The organism is Stenotrophomonas maltophilia group sp. msm1, assembly GCF_032025805.1.
GTDB lineage: Bacteria > Pseudomonadota > Gammaproteobacteria > Xanthomonadales > Xanthomonadaceae > Stenotrophomonas > Stenotrophomonas hibiscicola.
On the sequence record NZ_JAVSKH010000002.1, the window covers coordinates 1376289 to 1390109 of the forward strand.

The following is a 13821-nucleotide window of genomic DNA, read 5'->3' on the forward strand; positions in this document are numbered from 1 at the left end:
ACGAACAGCAGCCGAGCATGGGCTCGGCTCTACAAAAGGCCGGTCAGGCCTTCTCCATCGTGCACAGCAGCGGATGCTGGTTCATCCGCGAATACTCGTTGACCTGGGCCACCTTGGTCTCGGCCACTTCGCGGGTGAACACCCCGCACACGCCGCGGCCGCGGGTATGGACGTGCAGCATCACCTGCGTGGCCTTGTCCAGGTCCATGTTGAAGAACTGCTGGAGCACGTCCACCACGAAATCCATCGGGGTGTAGTCATCATTGAGCAGCATCACCTGGTAGAACGGCGGCGGCGCCACTTCCGGGCGCGCAGGTTCTACGGCAACGCCGTGCTCGTGCTGGGAATCGGGGGAGGACTCATGGGGCATCCGTCCATTATAGAGGCTCGGAGAAGCCTGCGTCGGCCCGCCGCAGATTGGACGGCACGCACGGCCGCCGTCACAATTGCATCTTCTCTCAACACTGTTTCACAGGATCTTCATGAAAAGGACCCTTCTTACCGCCCTGTTGATCGCCCTGGCTCCTGCCGGCGCCGCCACCGCCGCAACCACCGCCGACAAGTCCGTGGGCCGCCACCTGGACAAGCTGGGCTATACCTATGAAGTCGACGAGGACGGCGACTACCGCATGGTCTTCGACGTCGAGGGTGACCGCACCCAGATGGTCTACGTGCGCTCGGCGGTGGAAGATTTCGGCAGCCACAACATCCGCGAGATCTGGTCGCCGGCGTACAACGCCAAGACCAAGCAGTTCCCGGCGGCCGTGGCCAACCGCCTGCTGGAAGATTCGCAGGACGCCAAGATGGGCGGCTGGGTCAAGCAGGACACCACCGCCATGTTCGTGGTGAAGATCGATGCCGATGCCACCCCGGACCAGCTCAGTGACGCCATCGATGCGGCCATCCGCACCGCCGACGCGATGGAGCTGGAGCTGACCAAGAAGGACGAGTTCTGAGTTGAACGCCACGCCGGACCCGCGCTGGGCACCGCACGCCACCGTCGCCACGGTGGTGGTCGACGGCGGCCGCGTGCTGCTGGTTGAAGAGACCATCGACGGCCGCCAGGTGCTGAACCAGCCTGCCGGCCACCTCGAGCCGGGCGAAAGCCTGGCCGAGGCAGCCCTGCGCGAGACCCGCGAGGAAACCGGCTGGACCGTGCAGCTGACCCATTTCATCGGCTGCTACCAGTGGACTGCCGGCGACGGCACCGCGTTCCTGCGCTTCTGCTACGCCGCGCGCCCGCACTCGCACGACCCGGCGCAGCCGCTGGACACCGGCATCGACCGCGCGCTGTGGCTGACCCCGGCCGAACTGCAGGCCGCCGACGAGCGCCAGCGCAGCCCGCTGGTCTGGCAGGTGGTGGCTGATTACCTGAGTGGCCAGCGCCATCCGCTTTCGCTGGTCCGGGAGGTCGCATGAGCACGCCGCGCGTGATGGTGGGCGTCTCCGGTGGCGTAGACTCTTCCGTCGCGGCCTGGCGCCTGGTACAGCAGGGCGAGGCCGTGGCAGGCCTGTTCATGCAGAACTGGGCCGACGACGGCAGCGGTGACTGCCGCGCTGAGGATGACCGCCGCGATGCGGTCGCCGTATGCGGCCTGCTCGGTATCCCGTTCCACTTCCGGGACTTTTCCAGCGAGTACTGGCAGGGCGTGTTCGAGCACTTCCTGGCCGAATACGCCGCTGGCCGCACGCCGAACCCGGACGTGCTGTGCAACCGCGAGGTGAAGTTCAAGCATTTCCTGGATGCCGCCCGCGAGCTGGGCGCCGAGCGCATCGCCACCGGCCACTACGCGCGGGTGACCCAGCGCGGCCACCAGTGGCTGCTGCTGCGCGGTGCCGACCGCTCCAAGGACCAGAGCTACTTCCTGCACCAGCTGGGCCAGGAGCAGCTGGCAGCGACCCTGTTCCCGATCGGCGACCTGGAAAAGACCGACCTGCGCCGGATTGCGCGCGACGTCGGCCTGCCGACCCACGCCAAGAAGGATTCCACCGGCATCTGCTTCATCGGCGAGCGGGATTTCCGCGAATTCCTCGGCCGCTACCTGCCGGCCAGGCCCGGCCAGATCCTTGACCCGGCCGACGGCAGCGTGATCGCCGAACATCCGGGCGTGTTCTATTTCACCCTGGGCCAGCGCGAGGGCCTGAACATCGGCGGCGTACGCGGCCGCCCGGCCGCACCGTGGTACGTGGTCGGCAAGGATGTGGCCAGCAACGTGCTGTACGTCGACCAGGACCGCGACAGCCCATGGATGCTGTCCGAACGCCTGCGCTCGGAGGCGGCGCATTGGATCGCGGGCTCGCCACCCGCGCGGCGCTTCGAATGCACCGCCCAGACCCGCTACCGACAGCCCGATGAGCCGTGTACGGTCAACGTGCTGGACGATGGCAGCGTGCTGGTCACCTTCGCGCGCCCGCAGCGTGCCGTCACCCCCGGTCAATCGCTGGTGCTGTATGACGGTGATGTGTGCCTGGGTGGCGCGGTGATCGCCGCCACCGATGCGCCGCTGGAACAGCGCCTGCGCACCACCCCCTCCCCTTTTGAGGTATCTGCTGCATGAGTTTCACTGTCGACGACCGCGTCCTGGCCTTGGCCGGCATTGCCCAGGCCCTGCAGCAGGTACGCCGCATCGCCGATACCGGCCATTCCGACGCCGCCGCCGTGCGCACCGCCGTGGACAGCGTGTTCCGTGTCGATGCGTCCTCGCCGCAGGCGGTATTCGGTGACCGCCATGCACTGAAGGCCGGGCTGCGCCTGCTGCACAACTACTTCCGCAACCAGGGCCAGGATCCGATCCTGCCCAAGCTGGCCCTGTCGGTGCTGCAGCTGGAGCGCCGCTTCGTTCAGGATGGCGCCACGGTGAACAAGGTCGCCTCGGGCATCGAGCGCGCCCAGCGCCAGGCCGCCGAGCTGGGCGACAGCGGCCACCCGGATGTGCTGGCCAGCCTGGGCAGCCTGTACGCGGACACCATCAGCCACCTCAAGCCGCGGGTGATGGTGCAGGGCAACCCGCACTACCTGGGCCAGGCTGGCGTGGTGGCCGAGATCCGCGCCCTGCTGCTGGCAGCGGTGCGCTCGGCGGTGCTATGGCGGCAGCTGGGCGGCAGCTACTGGGACTTCCTGTTCGGCCGCAAGGCGATGATCGAGGCGGTGGACCGCCAGCTGGCGTAAGCGCATGGGGTCCGATTCCCTTTTCCATGGAAAAGGGAATCGGACACCGAATCACCGCCAGCGCCGGAAAACCGGCGCATTCAGAATGCACTTCGGGGCACATCGACGTTAAAGAGAAAGGGGGTACGGCCGATACATCCTCCGTGCACCTCCCGAGAACGTCCATGTACTCACGCATTTTCATCCGTCTGGCCGCCCCCCTGGCTCTGACCCTGCTGCTCCCCTTCGCCATCGGTTTCGAATGGCCGGCCGCCCTGCGCTGGGCGATCCTGACCACGATGACGCTGAGCTGGCTCGGCTTTGCGTGGTGGACCACCCGCGCCCAGGCGCACCGTTCCCCGGAACATGCCCGTGTCCTGCGTGAGCAGGACCAGCTGCTGACCGAACTGCGCAACTTCGTCGGCAACGAGATTGAGGGTTCGCGCGGCGAAGTGGAACGCGCCCGTGACCTGATCCGCCAGGCCGTCTCCAGCCTCGGTGGCAGCTTCGATGCGATGAACCGCAAGTCGCGCCAGCAGAGCCAGGCCCTGTCGCGCATCGTCGACCGCGCCGGTGATGAAGGCAATGCCGGCCTCGACGTTGCCCGTTTCGCCCAGCACGCCAGCCACCGCATGGAGCAGCTGGTGGAAGCACTGGAACAGGTCAGCGGCCAGAGCAGCACCACCGTGCAGCACATCGACCAGATGGCGCAGCACCTGGATGGCATCTTCGCGCTGCTGGAAGACGTCAAGTCGATCGCCGACCAGACCAACCTGCTGGCGCTGAACGCGGCCATCGAAGCGGCGCGTGCCGGTGAAGCCGGTCGTGGCTTCGCCGTGGTCGCCGACGAAGTGCGCAACCTGTCCGAGCGCTCGACCACCTTCAACGAGCAGATCCGCAAGCTGGCGCACAGCTCCAAGGACGCCATCGCCAAGGTGCGCGAGACGGTTTCGCACATGGCCTCGCGTGACATGGACCGCTCCCGCGAAGCACGCCAGGAAGCGGCGGCAATGCTCGACAATGTCGCGCAGATCAATGCCTCGCTCGGCGACGGCATGCGTGAAGTGTCCGAGTGCGCCCGTGCGATCGATGGCAGCGTGGCCGAGGCCGTGCGCGCCCTGCAGTTCGAAGACATCGCCACCCAGGCCCTGGGCGGCGTGCACACCCACCTGGACCGCCTGACCGCGATCAACCGTGAAGCGGTGGCGCTGCAGGAACTGCTGCACCGCAATGGCGGCGTGTTCGACGAAGAGATCGCCACCGCCCTGCAGCGCACCGGCAGCCGCCTGCGCGAACTGCGCAGCGAATGGGAACGCCCGCCGCACAAGCCGGTTGCCCAGCAGAGCATGGGCGCCGGCACCGTCGAGCTGTTCTGATCCTGATGTCCGCTGCCCTCGCCGGCAGCCCGCAAGGCCCCGGTTCGTCCGGGGCCTTTGCCTGTAACCCGCCATTGGATGCATCCTGTACGCGCACCATGACCCTGATCCGCGCCCTGCCCGCCCTCACCGACACCGAGCGCCCGCGCAACGCGAGCGTGCGTGAGCAGCTGCAGCAACTGGAAGAGGTCGCCCGCGAGGAGATCCGCGAACTGCAGCAGCTGGCGGACGCGCGCCCCGCCCCGTCGCGGGCGGACGAGGCGCTGCTGGGCCTGGCCTGGGATCTCGGGCTGGATGGGGATGCGCTTAAGTAGATCCACGCCATGCGTGGATGGGCCGTCGCGCATGGCATGATCCACCGGTACCCTTCATGGAAGACCGATGGCCATCGCCCTGATCGCACTTCTGCTGATCGAGACCGTCCTTATGATGGCCTGGGTGGCCGGCTATTTCAGCTGGGGCATCACCCTGTTCAACGAACGCATTGCGGCGTCACCGGCCATGCAGGCCCGCCTCTCGCTGGGAAGCCTGGAACGTGACCTGCCGCAGGACAAGTGGCTGCGACTGGCCTTCCATGCGCTGCCCGATGGCAGCATGGCGTTCCGCGAGAGCTTCGCGCCGAGCTTCGGCCTGCGCTACTTCCCGGTGATGCGCGGTCGCATCGTACTCAACGCGCGACGGCACGAGGTGAGGGTGATCGGACTGTGCAGCTGGTTCGTGGCGATCCTGTCGCTGCTGCTGTTGCCGCTGGTGGCGATGCGCCCGATGGTGGCGCCGATGCTGCTGGTGCTGCCGCTGTTCCTGGCCAGCTACCTGGTCCAGAAGCGGCGCTATGCGGCCACTGTCGAGACGCTGCGCATGCAGTTGAAGGCGGAATTTTCGAGGTAGATCCACGCCATGCGTGGATGATGCCCCGCGACTCACGATTTTCGGATTGTTTGCATGGATCGTGAGCGCTCGGCCCTTCATCGTAAAGGGCCGATTCCGGTTCAGATCAGCCCGATGACCAGCGCCGCCCTCTGCCTTTCACTCGCTTTGCAGCTCCCGGTTGCTTCAGAACCGCTTGCCGTAGATCCCGACTCCCTGCTCGCCCTTCACCAAGCGCTCCAGTCCTTCGGCGAATTTCAACAGCCCTACTCCGCACCTGTAGATGTGACCGATCCTGATGCAGGTGTGACCGATGCAACTGTCGAGATCTCCGCCGGGTGTGTGAAGGATGGTCCACAGGTCTACATCCTGGACGCGGATGTAGACGAGGCACCCGAGCGCTATCTGGTGCTGAACGAGCCCTGGCAAAGCCTTTCGGCGGGAACATTGTTGCTCGTCTCTGGAAACACAGCGGCCAGCATCTCAACTCAGGAGGCGAACAAGGAAGCCACACAGGCCGAGCGAATGCTGACATTCCTGGATTATCTGCCATTCGACGCCGGGAGGAATGCGTTGGTGGAACCAGGCATCGAAGCGCAGGAATCAAGCTTTGAAACCAGGGCGTTCATGGAGAGCTTCAGTGCGAGCTCCCGGGGCGAGGCGCTCTCCGAGGCGACTCTTGCCGCATGGAAGGGCGTGCTGCCCGACCTGCTGCTGGCGCTGTGGCGACGCGACGGGTTCGCACGCTATCGCGACGACAGGCTCATCTTGGTCGATCCGCACCTGTACTCAGGGGTTGTCGCAGCCTTCCTGCAGGGCACTCCGATGGAGGGTGCTGATCGGTTCCATGCCTATGCGGTGACACCTTTCGGCCAGATGTTCTTGTGTGGAGAGAACACCTCCATGCATATCAGCATCGACCCGCACAGCGGACAGGTTTGGGCGGACTCGGATGTAGCAGCCACTGCCGACGCGACTGAACGCAACTGGAAACTGGAGTTCCTGCTGCACGTCCTGGACGCGCCCGATCTCGATGCCACCGACGATGACGAGCAGCCCCTGTACGCACGCGCACTCGATTTACTGGGCCACCTGGCTCCCAACGAGATCTACAGCTTCTCACCCTCGGTTGTTGAAGGTGGCTGGCAGGCAGCCCACCTGGTCAAGCGGGATCGTCTCGCTGAATTGAAGTCACTCGCCAAGCAGACAGCAGCAAGACGGTCCTTGCGGTCTGATGCTGAAGACAGGTAAACCCGCGCCGTTCATTGCTGGTCGCGATCTCTGGCATCGGCGCCGACCAACGGTCGGCACCCACCGTGGCAGGCTCCGGCACTCGCCACTGCAGGTGCTGCAAGTAGAACCACGCCATGCGTGGATGATCGCGAGGTACATGCATCCGTGCCGACCAACGGTCGGCACCCACCAGAGCTGAGCGTACCAGAGTCAGGCCACACCGGGCCGGCATCTGCCAGCGCAGATCGTCAGCGCACCAGCACCACTTCCCCGCTGGCATCGGTGCGCAGCGAAACCGGCTGCGGCTGGCGCAGCCACTGTGCCAGGTCGCGCGGGCTGAGCGGGCGCGAGTACAGGTAACCCTGGATCTCGTCGCAGCCTTGGCGGCGCAGCATGTCTTCTTCCTGGTGCGTTTCCACGCCCTCCGCCACCACCTTCATGCCCAGCGCATGGCCCAGGTGCACGATGGCCTGGGTCACTTCGGCCGTACCGGAGTCGTGCAGCATGCCCTGCACGAAACTGCGGTCGATCTTCAGGCGCCCCACCGGGAAGCGGTTGAGATAATTGAGGTTGGAGAAGCCGGTGCCGAAGTCGTCCACCGCCAACGGTACGCCGTGCCGTTCGAGCACGTCGAAGCAATGGCGCAGGATGTCGGTGTCACGGATCAGCGCCGACTCGGTCAGCTCCAGTTCCAGCCGTTGCGGCGGCCAGCCATGGGCATGGCAGATCTCGATCACGCGTTCGGCGAAGCCACGATCACGCAGCTGCACCGCCGACACATTGACCGCGATGCGATCAAACTGCAGTCCGGCGCGGTCCCAAGCGGTGGCCTGGCGGCAGGCCTCGTTCAGCACCCAGTCGCCGATGCGCACGATCTCGCCGCACTTTTCGGCAATGGGAATGAACTCGGCCGGGCTGCAGTAGCCGATGCCGGGCCGGTGCCACCGCAACAGTGCCTCGATCGCCGGTGGCTCGCCGTGGTGAGCGTGCAGCAACGGCTGGTAGGCCAGGCTGAACTCGTCGCGCTCGATGGCCCCATGCAGGGCATGCTCGACGTCCAGCCGGCGCTGGATGCGGGCCAATGCGTCCTGGCTGTAGTACTGGTAGGTATTGCGCCCGGCTTCCTTGGCCGCGTACATCGCGGCGTCGGCAGCACGCAGCAGGGAATCAAAGTCGGTCTGCGCATCGCCCAGCATCGCGATGCCGACGCTGGCGCCGACCTTCAACGTGGTCTCGCCACGGCGCAGCGGCTCGGCCAGCGAGGCGATCAGCTTGCGCGCCACGTGGCCGGCGTCTTCCGGCTCGGCCAGGTCGCGCAGCACCACAATGAACTCGTCGCCACTGAAGCGGCCGAACAGGTCGTTGTTGCGCAGGTTCTGGTGCAGGCGGGTGGCCGCCGCCTTCAGCAGCGCATCGCCGGTGGCGTGGCCGAAGCTGTCGTTGATGGTCTTGAAGCCATCCAGGTCGATGAACAGCATCGCCAGCGAGGTTCCGCGGTCGCGTGCTTCCTCGATGGCCTCGGCGGTCTGCTCGCCGAGCAGCACACGATTGGGCAGGCCGGTCAGCAGGTCGTAGTGGGCCAGCAGTTCGATGCGTTCGTTGGCTTCGCGCTCGCGGGTGATGTCACGGAACAGGACAACGAACCGCGGCGGCAGGCCGTCACGGCGGTCCAGTTCAATCAGCACCTGCACCCACACGCGCAGGCCGGACTGGCGGTAGAAGCACAGGTCCAGCTGCTCGGGCAGGCCGCCGTTGGCGATACGGGCGAGTGCCGCCTCGAACGCGTTGCGCGAGTCCTCCGTGTACAGCGCCAACGCCTGGTCGAGGGTGATCGGTTCCTTGCGCAGGCCATGGATGCGGTAGCACTCCTCGGTCCATTGCATGCTGCGGGTCTGCACTTCGATCTCGCAGCCGCCGATGCGGCCCAGCGCGGAGACCCGGTTCAGCAGTTCGGTGCGCCAGCGGATCAGCGCATCGGTCTGGTGCTGTTCGGTGATGTTCTGTACCTGGCCGAGCAGGCGCTTGGGTTGCCCGTCCATGTCGAGCAGCGGCTGCATCCACAGGCGCAGGTGCTGCGAAGGCTCATGGCCGCGGGTCAGCTCCAGCTCGAGGTTGGCAGCGCGGCCATCGCGCCATAACCGCCGCCAGGCCGCACGCAACGCACCCCGCGAGCGGGGGTGAAGCTGCTTCAACCAGCGCCGCTGGCCGGGCACGGCGCCCTGCTCCAGCGCCAGCAGCGAGCGCAGTTCCGGCGACCACCAGAAATGGCCGCTGTTGGGATCGAACGACCAGCTGCCCATGCTGGCGATGCGCTGGGCCTCGCTCAGGTGCAGCTGCTGTTCCTGCAGCAGCGATTCGAGCTGCTTCTGCTGCTCGATATCGGTATGCGTGCCGACCATGCGCAGGGGCTGGCCATCGGCGGTGCGCGCGACCACGCGGCCCCGGTCCAGCACCCAGCGCCACTGGCCATCAGCCTGGCGGAAACGGAACTGTGCGCTGTACTGCTCGCTGTGCCCATGCAGGTGCTCGTCGAGCGCTGCGCGCACCAGGGCGATGTCCTCGCTGTGCACCCGAGCCAGCAGCTCGGTGGCGGTCTCGTCGCCCAGCGCCGGCGTCCGCATCACGCGGTCACTGGGGATGTCCCAGTCCCACAGGCTGTGGCCGGCACTGTCCAGCGCCAGCTCCCAGCGCCCTCCCCCGTCCACCGGCACCGGCTCGGGGATGCTCAGGGTGAAGGCCAGCAGGTTGCCGGCGCCGTCGTGCACCGCACGCAGATGGCCGTCGTAGTGGCCGCGCGGGCCGCCCGGCAGCGTGCAGGCCACGATGCCGCCATCGGCGGCCATCAGGCGCAGATCTTCCAGCATCGGCGCATAGGCCGCCACGGTGGCTGGCAGGCCATGCTCGCGCGCGGCCGGATTGGCCGCCAGCGGACGCCCGGTACGGTCGACGATGACCAGCGCCGACGCAAGCGGGTGCTGCAGCAGGCTGGCGATGATCCCTTGGTCCACGCGATCTTGCTCCGGATGACACGCCCGTCAGCGGGGCACGCAGTGGTTAACGGCGCCTGCGGCGGATAATTGAGTGGTCACGGCGCGCTGCGGGGTAAGATGACCAGCGCCCCTGTCACCCGCCTCGTCCATGCCTGCAGAACCGACCGGCAACGCCCCTGTTCCCGACCCGCGGATGGCGCAGGCGCTGAGCCGTGACCGCCGCCGGGTGGTGTTGAGCTACCTGGTGATGGCGCTGGCCTGGATGATCTCTACCGACAGCGTGGTGCAGGCGCTGGTGCCCGATCCGCAGCAGGCGGCACTGTGGCAGGGCCTGAAGGGCTCGTTCTTCGCCCTGGCCAGCGCAGGCCTGCTGTATCTGCTGCTGCGCCCGCTGGCCGAGCACGTGCTGCACACCCACGCGCGCCAACAGGCCTCCGAGCTGCGTCTGCGGCAGATGTTCGAGGGCAATCCCGGCCCGATCCTGGTCTACGACCTGGACACGCTGGCGATCCTCGACGCGAATCCGGCTGCCTGCAGCGCGTTCGGCTGGGAGCGCGGTGACCTTCTGGAGAAGACCATCGACGTGCTGTGGCCGCCCGGCCAGGACCAGGCACTGCAGACCAAGCTGGAGGCGATCCGCGAGGCGCCGCAGGAGCTCTGCATCCTGCGTGCCCAGCTGCAACTGCGTGATGGCTCGCTACGGCAGATGGAGCTGCGGTCCAACGCCATCAGCTATGACGGCCACAACGCCCGCTTGCTGATTGCCATCGACCGCACCGCCGAAGACCTGGCCCAGCTGCGCCGCGACCAGGCGCTGGCCCGGGTCGAGGAAGCCCACGAGCTGGCCCGTATCGGCGCCTGGGAGCTGGACCCGTCCACCGGGCTGGGTCGCTACTCCAACCAGGTCTACCGGCTGCTTGGCCGCCGCCCGCCCGAGGCCCGCCGCTGGCACCGCTTCGACGAACTGCTGGTGCCGGCCGATCCGGCCACTGCCACCCAGACCGAACAGCTGCTGGCCGAACTATGCTCCGGCGAGCCGGTGCAGGTGGACGTGCTGCTGCCCGTCCTGTCGATGGACGGGCGCGCGTTGATGGTGCACCTGCGCGCCGCCAGCGGTATCGATGAAGCTGGCCGTAGCCGCGTGCTGGGCACCCTGCAGGACGTGACCGAGCGCGAGCAGTCGCGTCGCCTGCTGCGCGAGCGCGAGGAACAGTTCCGCGAGCTGGTGCGGGTGCTGCCCGATGGTGTGGTGATCCTCGCCGACGAACACGTGTTGTACGCCAACGCCTGGGCCGCCAGCCTGTTCGGCTATGGCAGCCACACCTTGCTGGGCGAACCGCTTTCGGCACTGGTGGACAGCGCCGATCTGGCCCGCGTGCGCAGCCAGCTGCGTGCGGGCCAGCTGCACCTGGGGCCGGGCCACAGCAGCGTGGTGGCGATGCAGCGCGCAGATGGCCGCAGCTTCCATGCCGGCCTGGCAGTGGGCGAGGTGCGCTATGGCGGCCGCGACTGCAAGCTGCTGATCGTGCGCGATCTCAGTGATTCCGAACGCATCCGCAGCGCACTGGAAACCAGCAACCGCGAACTGCAGGCCATGGCCGGCCGCCTGTTCTCGCTGCAGGAGGATGAGCGCCGCGCGATCTCGCGCGACCTGCACGACGATATCGGCCAGGCGATCACGGCGATCAAGCTGTCTGCCTATGCCGCGCAGGACGAGGACGATCCGCAACGCCGCGGTGAGGACCTGGCACAGATCGTCAGCCTGGCCGATACCACGGTGGCCAAGCTGCGCGACATCTCTACCCTGCTGCGGCCGCCGCAGCTGGACGCACTGGGCCTGGAAGCGGCGCTGAGCTGGCAGGCACGGGTACTGTTCCGTTCCTCGCCGGTGGAGCTGCTGGCCGAGATCGAGCCGCTGCCGCACCGTCCCGACAACAGCATCGAGCAGGCCTGCTTCCGTATTGCCCAGGAAAGCCTGACCAACGTGCTGCGCCACGCCCGTGCCAGCCAGGTACAGCTGCAGCTGCGCGACGTCGGCCAGCGCGGCCTGCACCTGCAGATCCGCGACGACGGCGAGGGTTTCGACCCCGACGGCCCGCGCGGACTGGGCCTGATCGTGATGCGCGAGCGTGCGCAGAGCGTCGGTGGCCATGTACGGATCGAATCCGCGCACGGTGAAGGCACCCTGATCGACGTTCATCTCCCCTACCAGGCAGCCAGCATGGCCGCCGCCGAGTCACCGGACTACTGAGCCTATGTGGAATCCCAACCAGCCCCCGGTCAGCATCGATGATGCGCCTGATCGCCTCGGTGCCGGCAACCCCGAGTTGCAGGTGATGGTCGCCGAGGCGGCCTCGGGCGGTACCGCACTCATGCTGATGCATGTGGACATCGACCACTTCGCCTCTGTCAACGAAAACATGAGCGCCGAGGTAGGTGACCAGGCCCTGGTGCTGGTTGCGCAGCGGTTGCAGTCCTACCTGCGAGGGCGCGGCAAACTGTGGCGCCACGGCAGCGACGAGTTCCTGATCGCGGTGCCACGCACAGCCGAGGTGCCACTGCCGGAGGATTTCGCCGAGGAAATCCGGCAGCAGATGGAACTGCCGCTGTCGGTCCTGCCGTACACGCTGTTCATGACCGGCAAGCTGGGCGTGAGCCTGTGCCCGGAGCATGCCAGCAACGTTTCACGCCTGCTGGACCACGCCGAAGATGCGCTGTATCAGGCCGCCCGCGAGGGCGGCAACGCGGTGCGCATCCACGCCGTGGACACGCCGCCGAGCGCGCACAGCGAGAGCATCATCGCGCGGCAGATCGTCGATGCCATTCCCAACGGCGAACTGAAACTGCGCTACCAGCCGTTGGTCAGCGCCCGCGATGGCCACGTGGTCGGCATGGAAGCGCTGCTGCGCTGGCAGTCACCGACGCTGGGCATGCTGGTGCCGGAGCGCTTCATGCGCACCGCCGAGCGGCTGGGCATCATCGTGCAGATCGGCACCTGGGTGCTGGAAGGTGCACTCAAGCAGGCCCGCCTGTGGCGCGACCAAGGCTTCGACGATTTCACCATCGCGGTGAACGTCTCCACCCTGCAGCTGCTGCGGCCGAACTTCTTCGCCGAAGTGATGGGCCTGATCCAGGCCGCGGGCATACCGGCACAGATGCTGACGCTGGAGATCAACGAAAGCGCGCTGACCAACAACGTCAACTTCGTGCATGAGACGCTGGCCAACCTGCGCAACGAGGGCATCAGCCTGAGCCTGGACAACTTCGGCACCGGTGACTCCAGTCTCAGTGCGCTGGTGCGCTACCCGGTGGACAAGCTGAAGATCGACCGCAGCTTCATCAAGAGCGCGCCGGCCGGCAACCGCGAGGCGGCCATCGCCCGCGCGATCATCGCCATGGGCCATCAGCTGGGCATGACGGTGATCGCCAACGGCGTTGAATCGCAGGCGCAGCTTGGCTTCCTGCGTCGCAACGACTGTGATGTGTTCCAGGGCTACCTGTTCGGCGAACCGATGTCGGCCGATGCCGCAGGCATGACCCTGCGCCGCCGCTACCTGCGCCCGGAAGCTTTCGCCGAGACCCGCCCCGACCGCACGCTGCTCTTGCTGGACGACGAAGAGAACGTGTTGCGATCGCTGGTGCGGCTGTTCCGTCGCGACGGCTACCGCATCCTGGCGGCCGGCAACGTGCGTGATGCGTTCGACCTGCTGGCGATCAACGACGTGCAGGTGATCCTGTCCGACCAGCGCATGAGCGACATGAGCGGCACCGAGTTCCTCGGCCGGGTGAAGATGCTGTACCCGGACACGATCCGGTTGGTGCTGTCCGGCTATACCGATCTGAACACGGTGACCGATGCGATCAACCGCGGCGCGATCTACCGCTTCCTGACCAAGCCATGGAACGACGACGAGCTGCGCAAGCATATCCACCAGGCGTTCCGCACGTACGAGGAACAGCGCCGCAGCAACGCCGGACCGGCGCCGGTGGAGAGCGGAGACGGCGGCGAGGACCGCCCGCTGCGGTAACGATCCAGCCTGGTAGAGCCGGCCGCTGGCCGGCTGCTCTGCATGCCGGGTGCAATGAGGTTGCCGGCCAGCGGCCGGCACTACCCGAGGCGCGACCCAGGCCGGGACAGGCCCTGGTAGAGCCGGCCGCTGGCCGGCTGCTACGTGACGGGGTTAATGAGGTTGCCGGCCAGCGGCCG

The 13821-nt window shown here is 66.9% G+C and carries 12 protein-coding genes; 10 read left to right on the top strand and 2 right to left on the bottom strand.

Annotation, left to right across the window (positions count from 1 at the left end):
* Window positions 1-43 precede the first annotated feature (43 nt).
* Window positions 44-370 carry an ATP-dependent Clp protease adapter ClpS gene (gene clpS, locus ROV95_RS14030; protein WP_019659637.1) on the bottom strand — a complete coding sequence of 109 codons (327 nt, stop codon included), beginning with the start codon at window positions 368-370 and terminating at the stop codon, window positions 44-46.
* Between the two features lie 112 nt (window positions 371-482).
* Here clpS and ROV95_RS14035 point away from each other — a divergent pair, with 112 nt between their 5' ends.
* From ROV95_RS14035 to ROV95_RS14070, 8 genes are all read left to right on the top strand, one after another.
* Window positions 483-956, top strand: a complete 474-nt coding sequence (locus ROV95_RS14035) for a hypothetical protein (protein ID WP_180877461.1) — start codon at window positions 483-485, stop codon at window positions 954-956.
* 1 nt (window position 957) lies between these two features.
* Window positions 958-1419, top strand: coding sequence for an NUDIX hydrolase (locus tag ROV95_RS14040; RefSeq protein ID WP_312544931.1), 462 nt, complete (start codon window positions 958-960; stop codon window positions 1417-1419).
* A complete protein-coding gene (gene mnmA, locus ROV95_RS14045; RefSeq protein WP_312544932.1) occupies window positions 1416-2558 on the top strand; it encodes a tRNA 2-thiouridine(34) synthase MnmA in 1143 nt (380 codons plus the stop codon). The genes ROV95_RS14040 and mnmA overlap by 4 nt, the downstream gene beginning before the upstream one ends.
* Window positions 2555-3169, top strand: coding sequence for a high frequency lysogenization protein HflD (gene hflD, locus ROV95_RS14050; RefSeq protein ID WP_021201771.1), 615 nt, complete (start codon window positions 2555-2557; stop codon window positions 3167-3169). The genes mnmA and hflD overlap by 4 nt, the downstream gene beginning before the upstream one ends.
* Before the next feature lie 164 nt (window positions 3170-3333).
* Window positions 3334-4524, top strand: a complete 1191-nt coding sequence (locus tag ROV95_RS14055; protein ID WP_019659632.1) for a methyl-accepting chemotaxis protein — start codon at window positions 3334-3336, stop codon at window positions 4522-4524.
* A gap of 98 nt (window positions 4525-4622) precedes the next feature.
* Window positions 4623-4838 (top strand): hypothetical protein, encoded by a 216-nt coding sequence (locus ROV95_RS14060; protein WP_111098325.1) that lies wholly within the window; start codon window positions 4623-4625, stop codon window positions 4836-4838.
* Window positions 4839-4905: 67 nt separating this feature from the next.
* Window positions 4906-5412: a hypothetical protein gene (locus ROV95_RS14065; protein WP_312544934.1), complete on the top strand. Its 507-nt coding sequence runs from the start codon at window positions 4906-4908 to the stop codon at window positions 5410-5412.
* Window positions 5413-5466: 54 nt separating this feature from the next.
* Window positions 5467-6642, top strand: coding sequence for a GAD-like domain-containing protein (locus ROV95_RS14070; RefSeq protein WP_312544935.1), 1176 nt, complete (start codon window positions 5467-5469; stop codon window positions 6640-6642).
* 230 nt (window positions 6643-6872) lie between these two features.
* Here ROV95_RS14070 and ROV95_RS14075 read toward each other — a convergent pair whose 3' ends face one another.
* Complete coding sequence (locus tag ROV95_RS14075) at window positions 6873-9632, bottom strand: GGDEF domain-containing phosphodiesterase (RefSeq protein WP_111104354.1); 2760 nt, start codon at window positions 9630-9632, stop codon at window positions 6873-6875.
* A gap of 130 nt (window positions 9633-9762) precedes the next feature.
* On the opposite strand from ROV95_RS14075, the gene ROV95_RS14080 reads away from it, so the two are divergent.
* Window positions 9763-11865, top strand: coding sequence for a PAS domain-containing sensor histidine kinase (locus tag ROV95_RS14080; protein ID WP_058980052.1), 2103 nt, complete (start codon window positions 9763-9765; stop codon window positions 11863-11865).
* Between the two features lie 4 nt (window positions 11866-11869).
* Window positions 11870-13642, top strand: a complete 1773-nt coding sequence (locus ROV95_RS14085) for an EAL domain-containing protein (protein WP_019659626.1) — start codon at window positions 11870-11872, stop codon at window positions 13640-13642.
* Window positions 13643-13821: the final 179 nt, after the last annotated feature.

Bases quoted from the DNA above. Each gene is read 5' to 3' on its own strand.
- clpS (WP_019659637.1), bottom strand. From the start codon at position 370: ATGCCCCATGAGTCCTCCCCCGATTCCCAGCACGAGCACGGCGTTGCC.
- ROV95_RS14035 (WP_180877461.1), top strand. From the start codon at position 483: ATGAAAAGGACCCTTCTTACCGCCCTGTTGATCGCCCTGGCTCCTGCC.
- mnmA (WP_312544932.1), top strand. From the start codon at position 1,416: ATGAGCACGCCGCGCGTGATGGTGGGCGTCTCCGGTGGCGTAGACTCT.
- hflD (WP_021201771.1), top strand. From the start codon at position 2,555: ATGAGTTTCACTGTCGACGACCGCGTCCTGGCCTTGGCCGGCATTGCC.
- ROV95_RS14055 (WP_019659632.1), top strand. From the start codon at position 3,334: ATGTACTCACGCATTTTCATCCGTCTGGCCGCCCCCCTGGCTCTGACC.
- ROV95_RS14060 (WP_111098325.1), top strand. From the start codon at position 4,623: ATGACCCTGATCCGCGCCCTGCCCGCCCTCACCGACACCGAGCGCCCG.
- ROV95_RS14065 (WP_312544934.1), top strand. From the start codon at position 4,906: ATGGCCATCGCCCTGATCGCACTTCTGCTGATCGAGACCGTCCTTATG.
- ROV95_RS14070 (WP_312544935.1), top strand. From the start codon at position 5,467: ATGGATCGTGAGCGCTCGGCCCTTCATCGTAAAGGGCCGATTCCGGTT.
- ROV95_RS14080 (WP_058980052.1), top strand. From the start codon at position 9,763: ATGCCTGCAGAACCGACCGGCAACGCCCCTGTTCCCGACCCGCGGATG.
- ROV95_RS14085 (WP_019659626.1), top strand. From the start codon at position 11,870: ATGTGGAATCCCAACCAGCCCCCGGTCAGCATCGATGATGCGCCTGAT.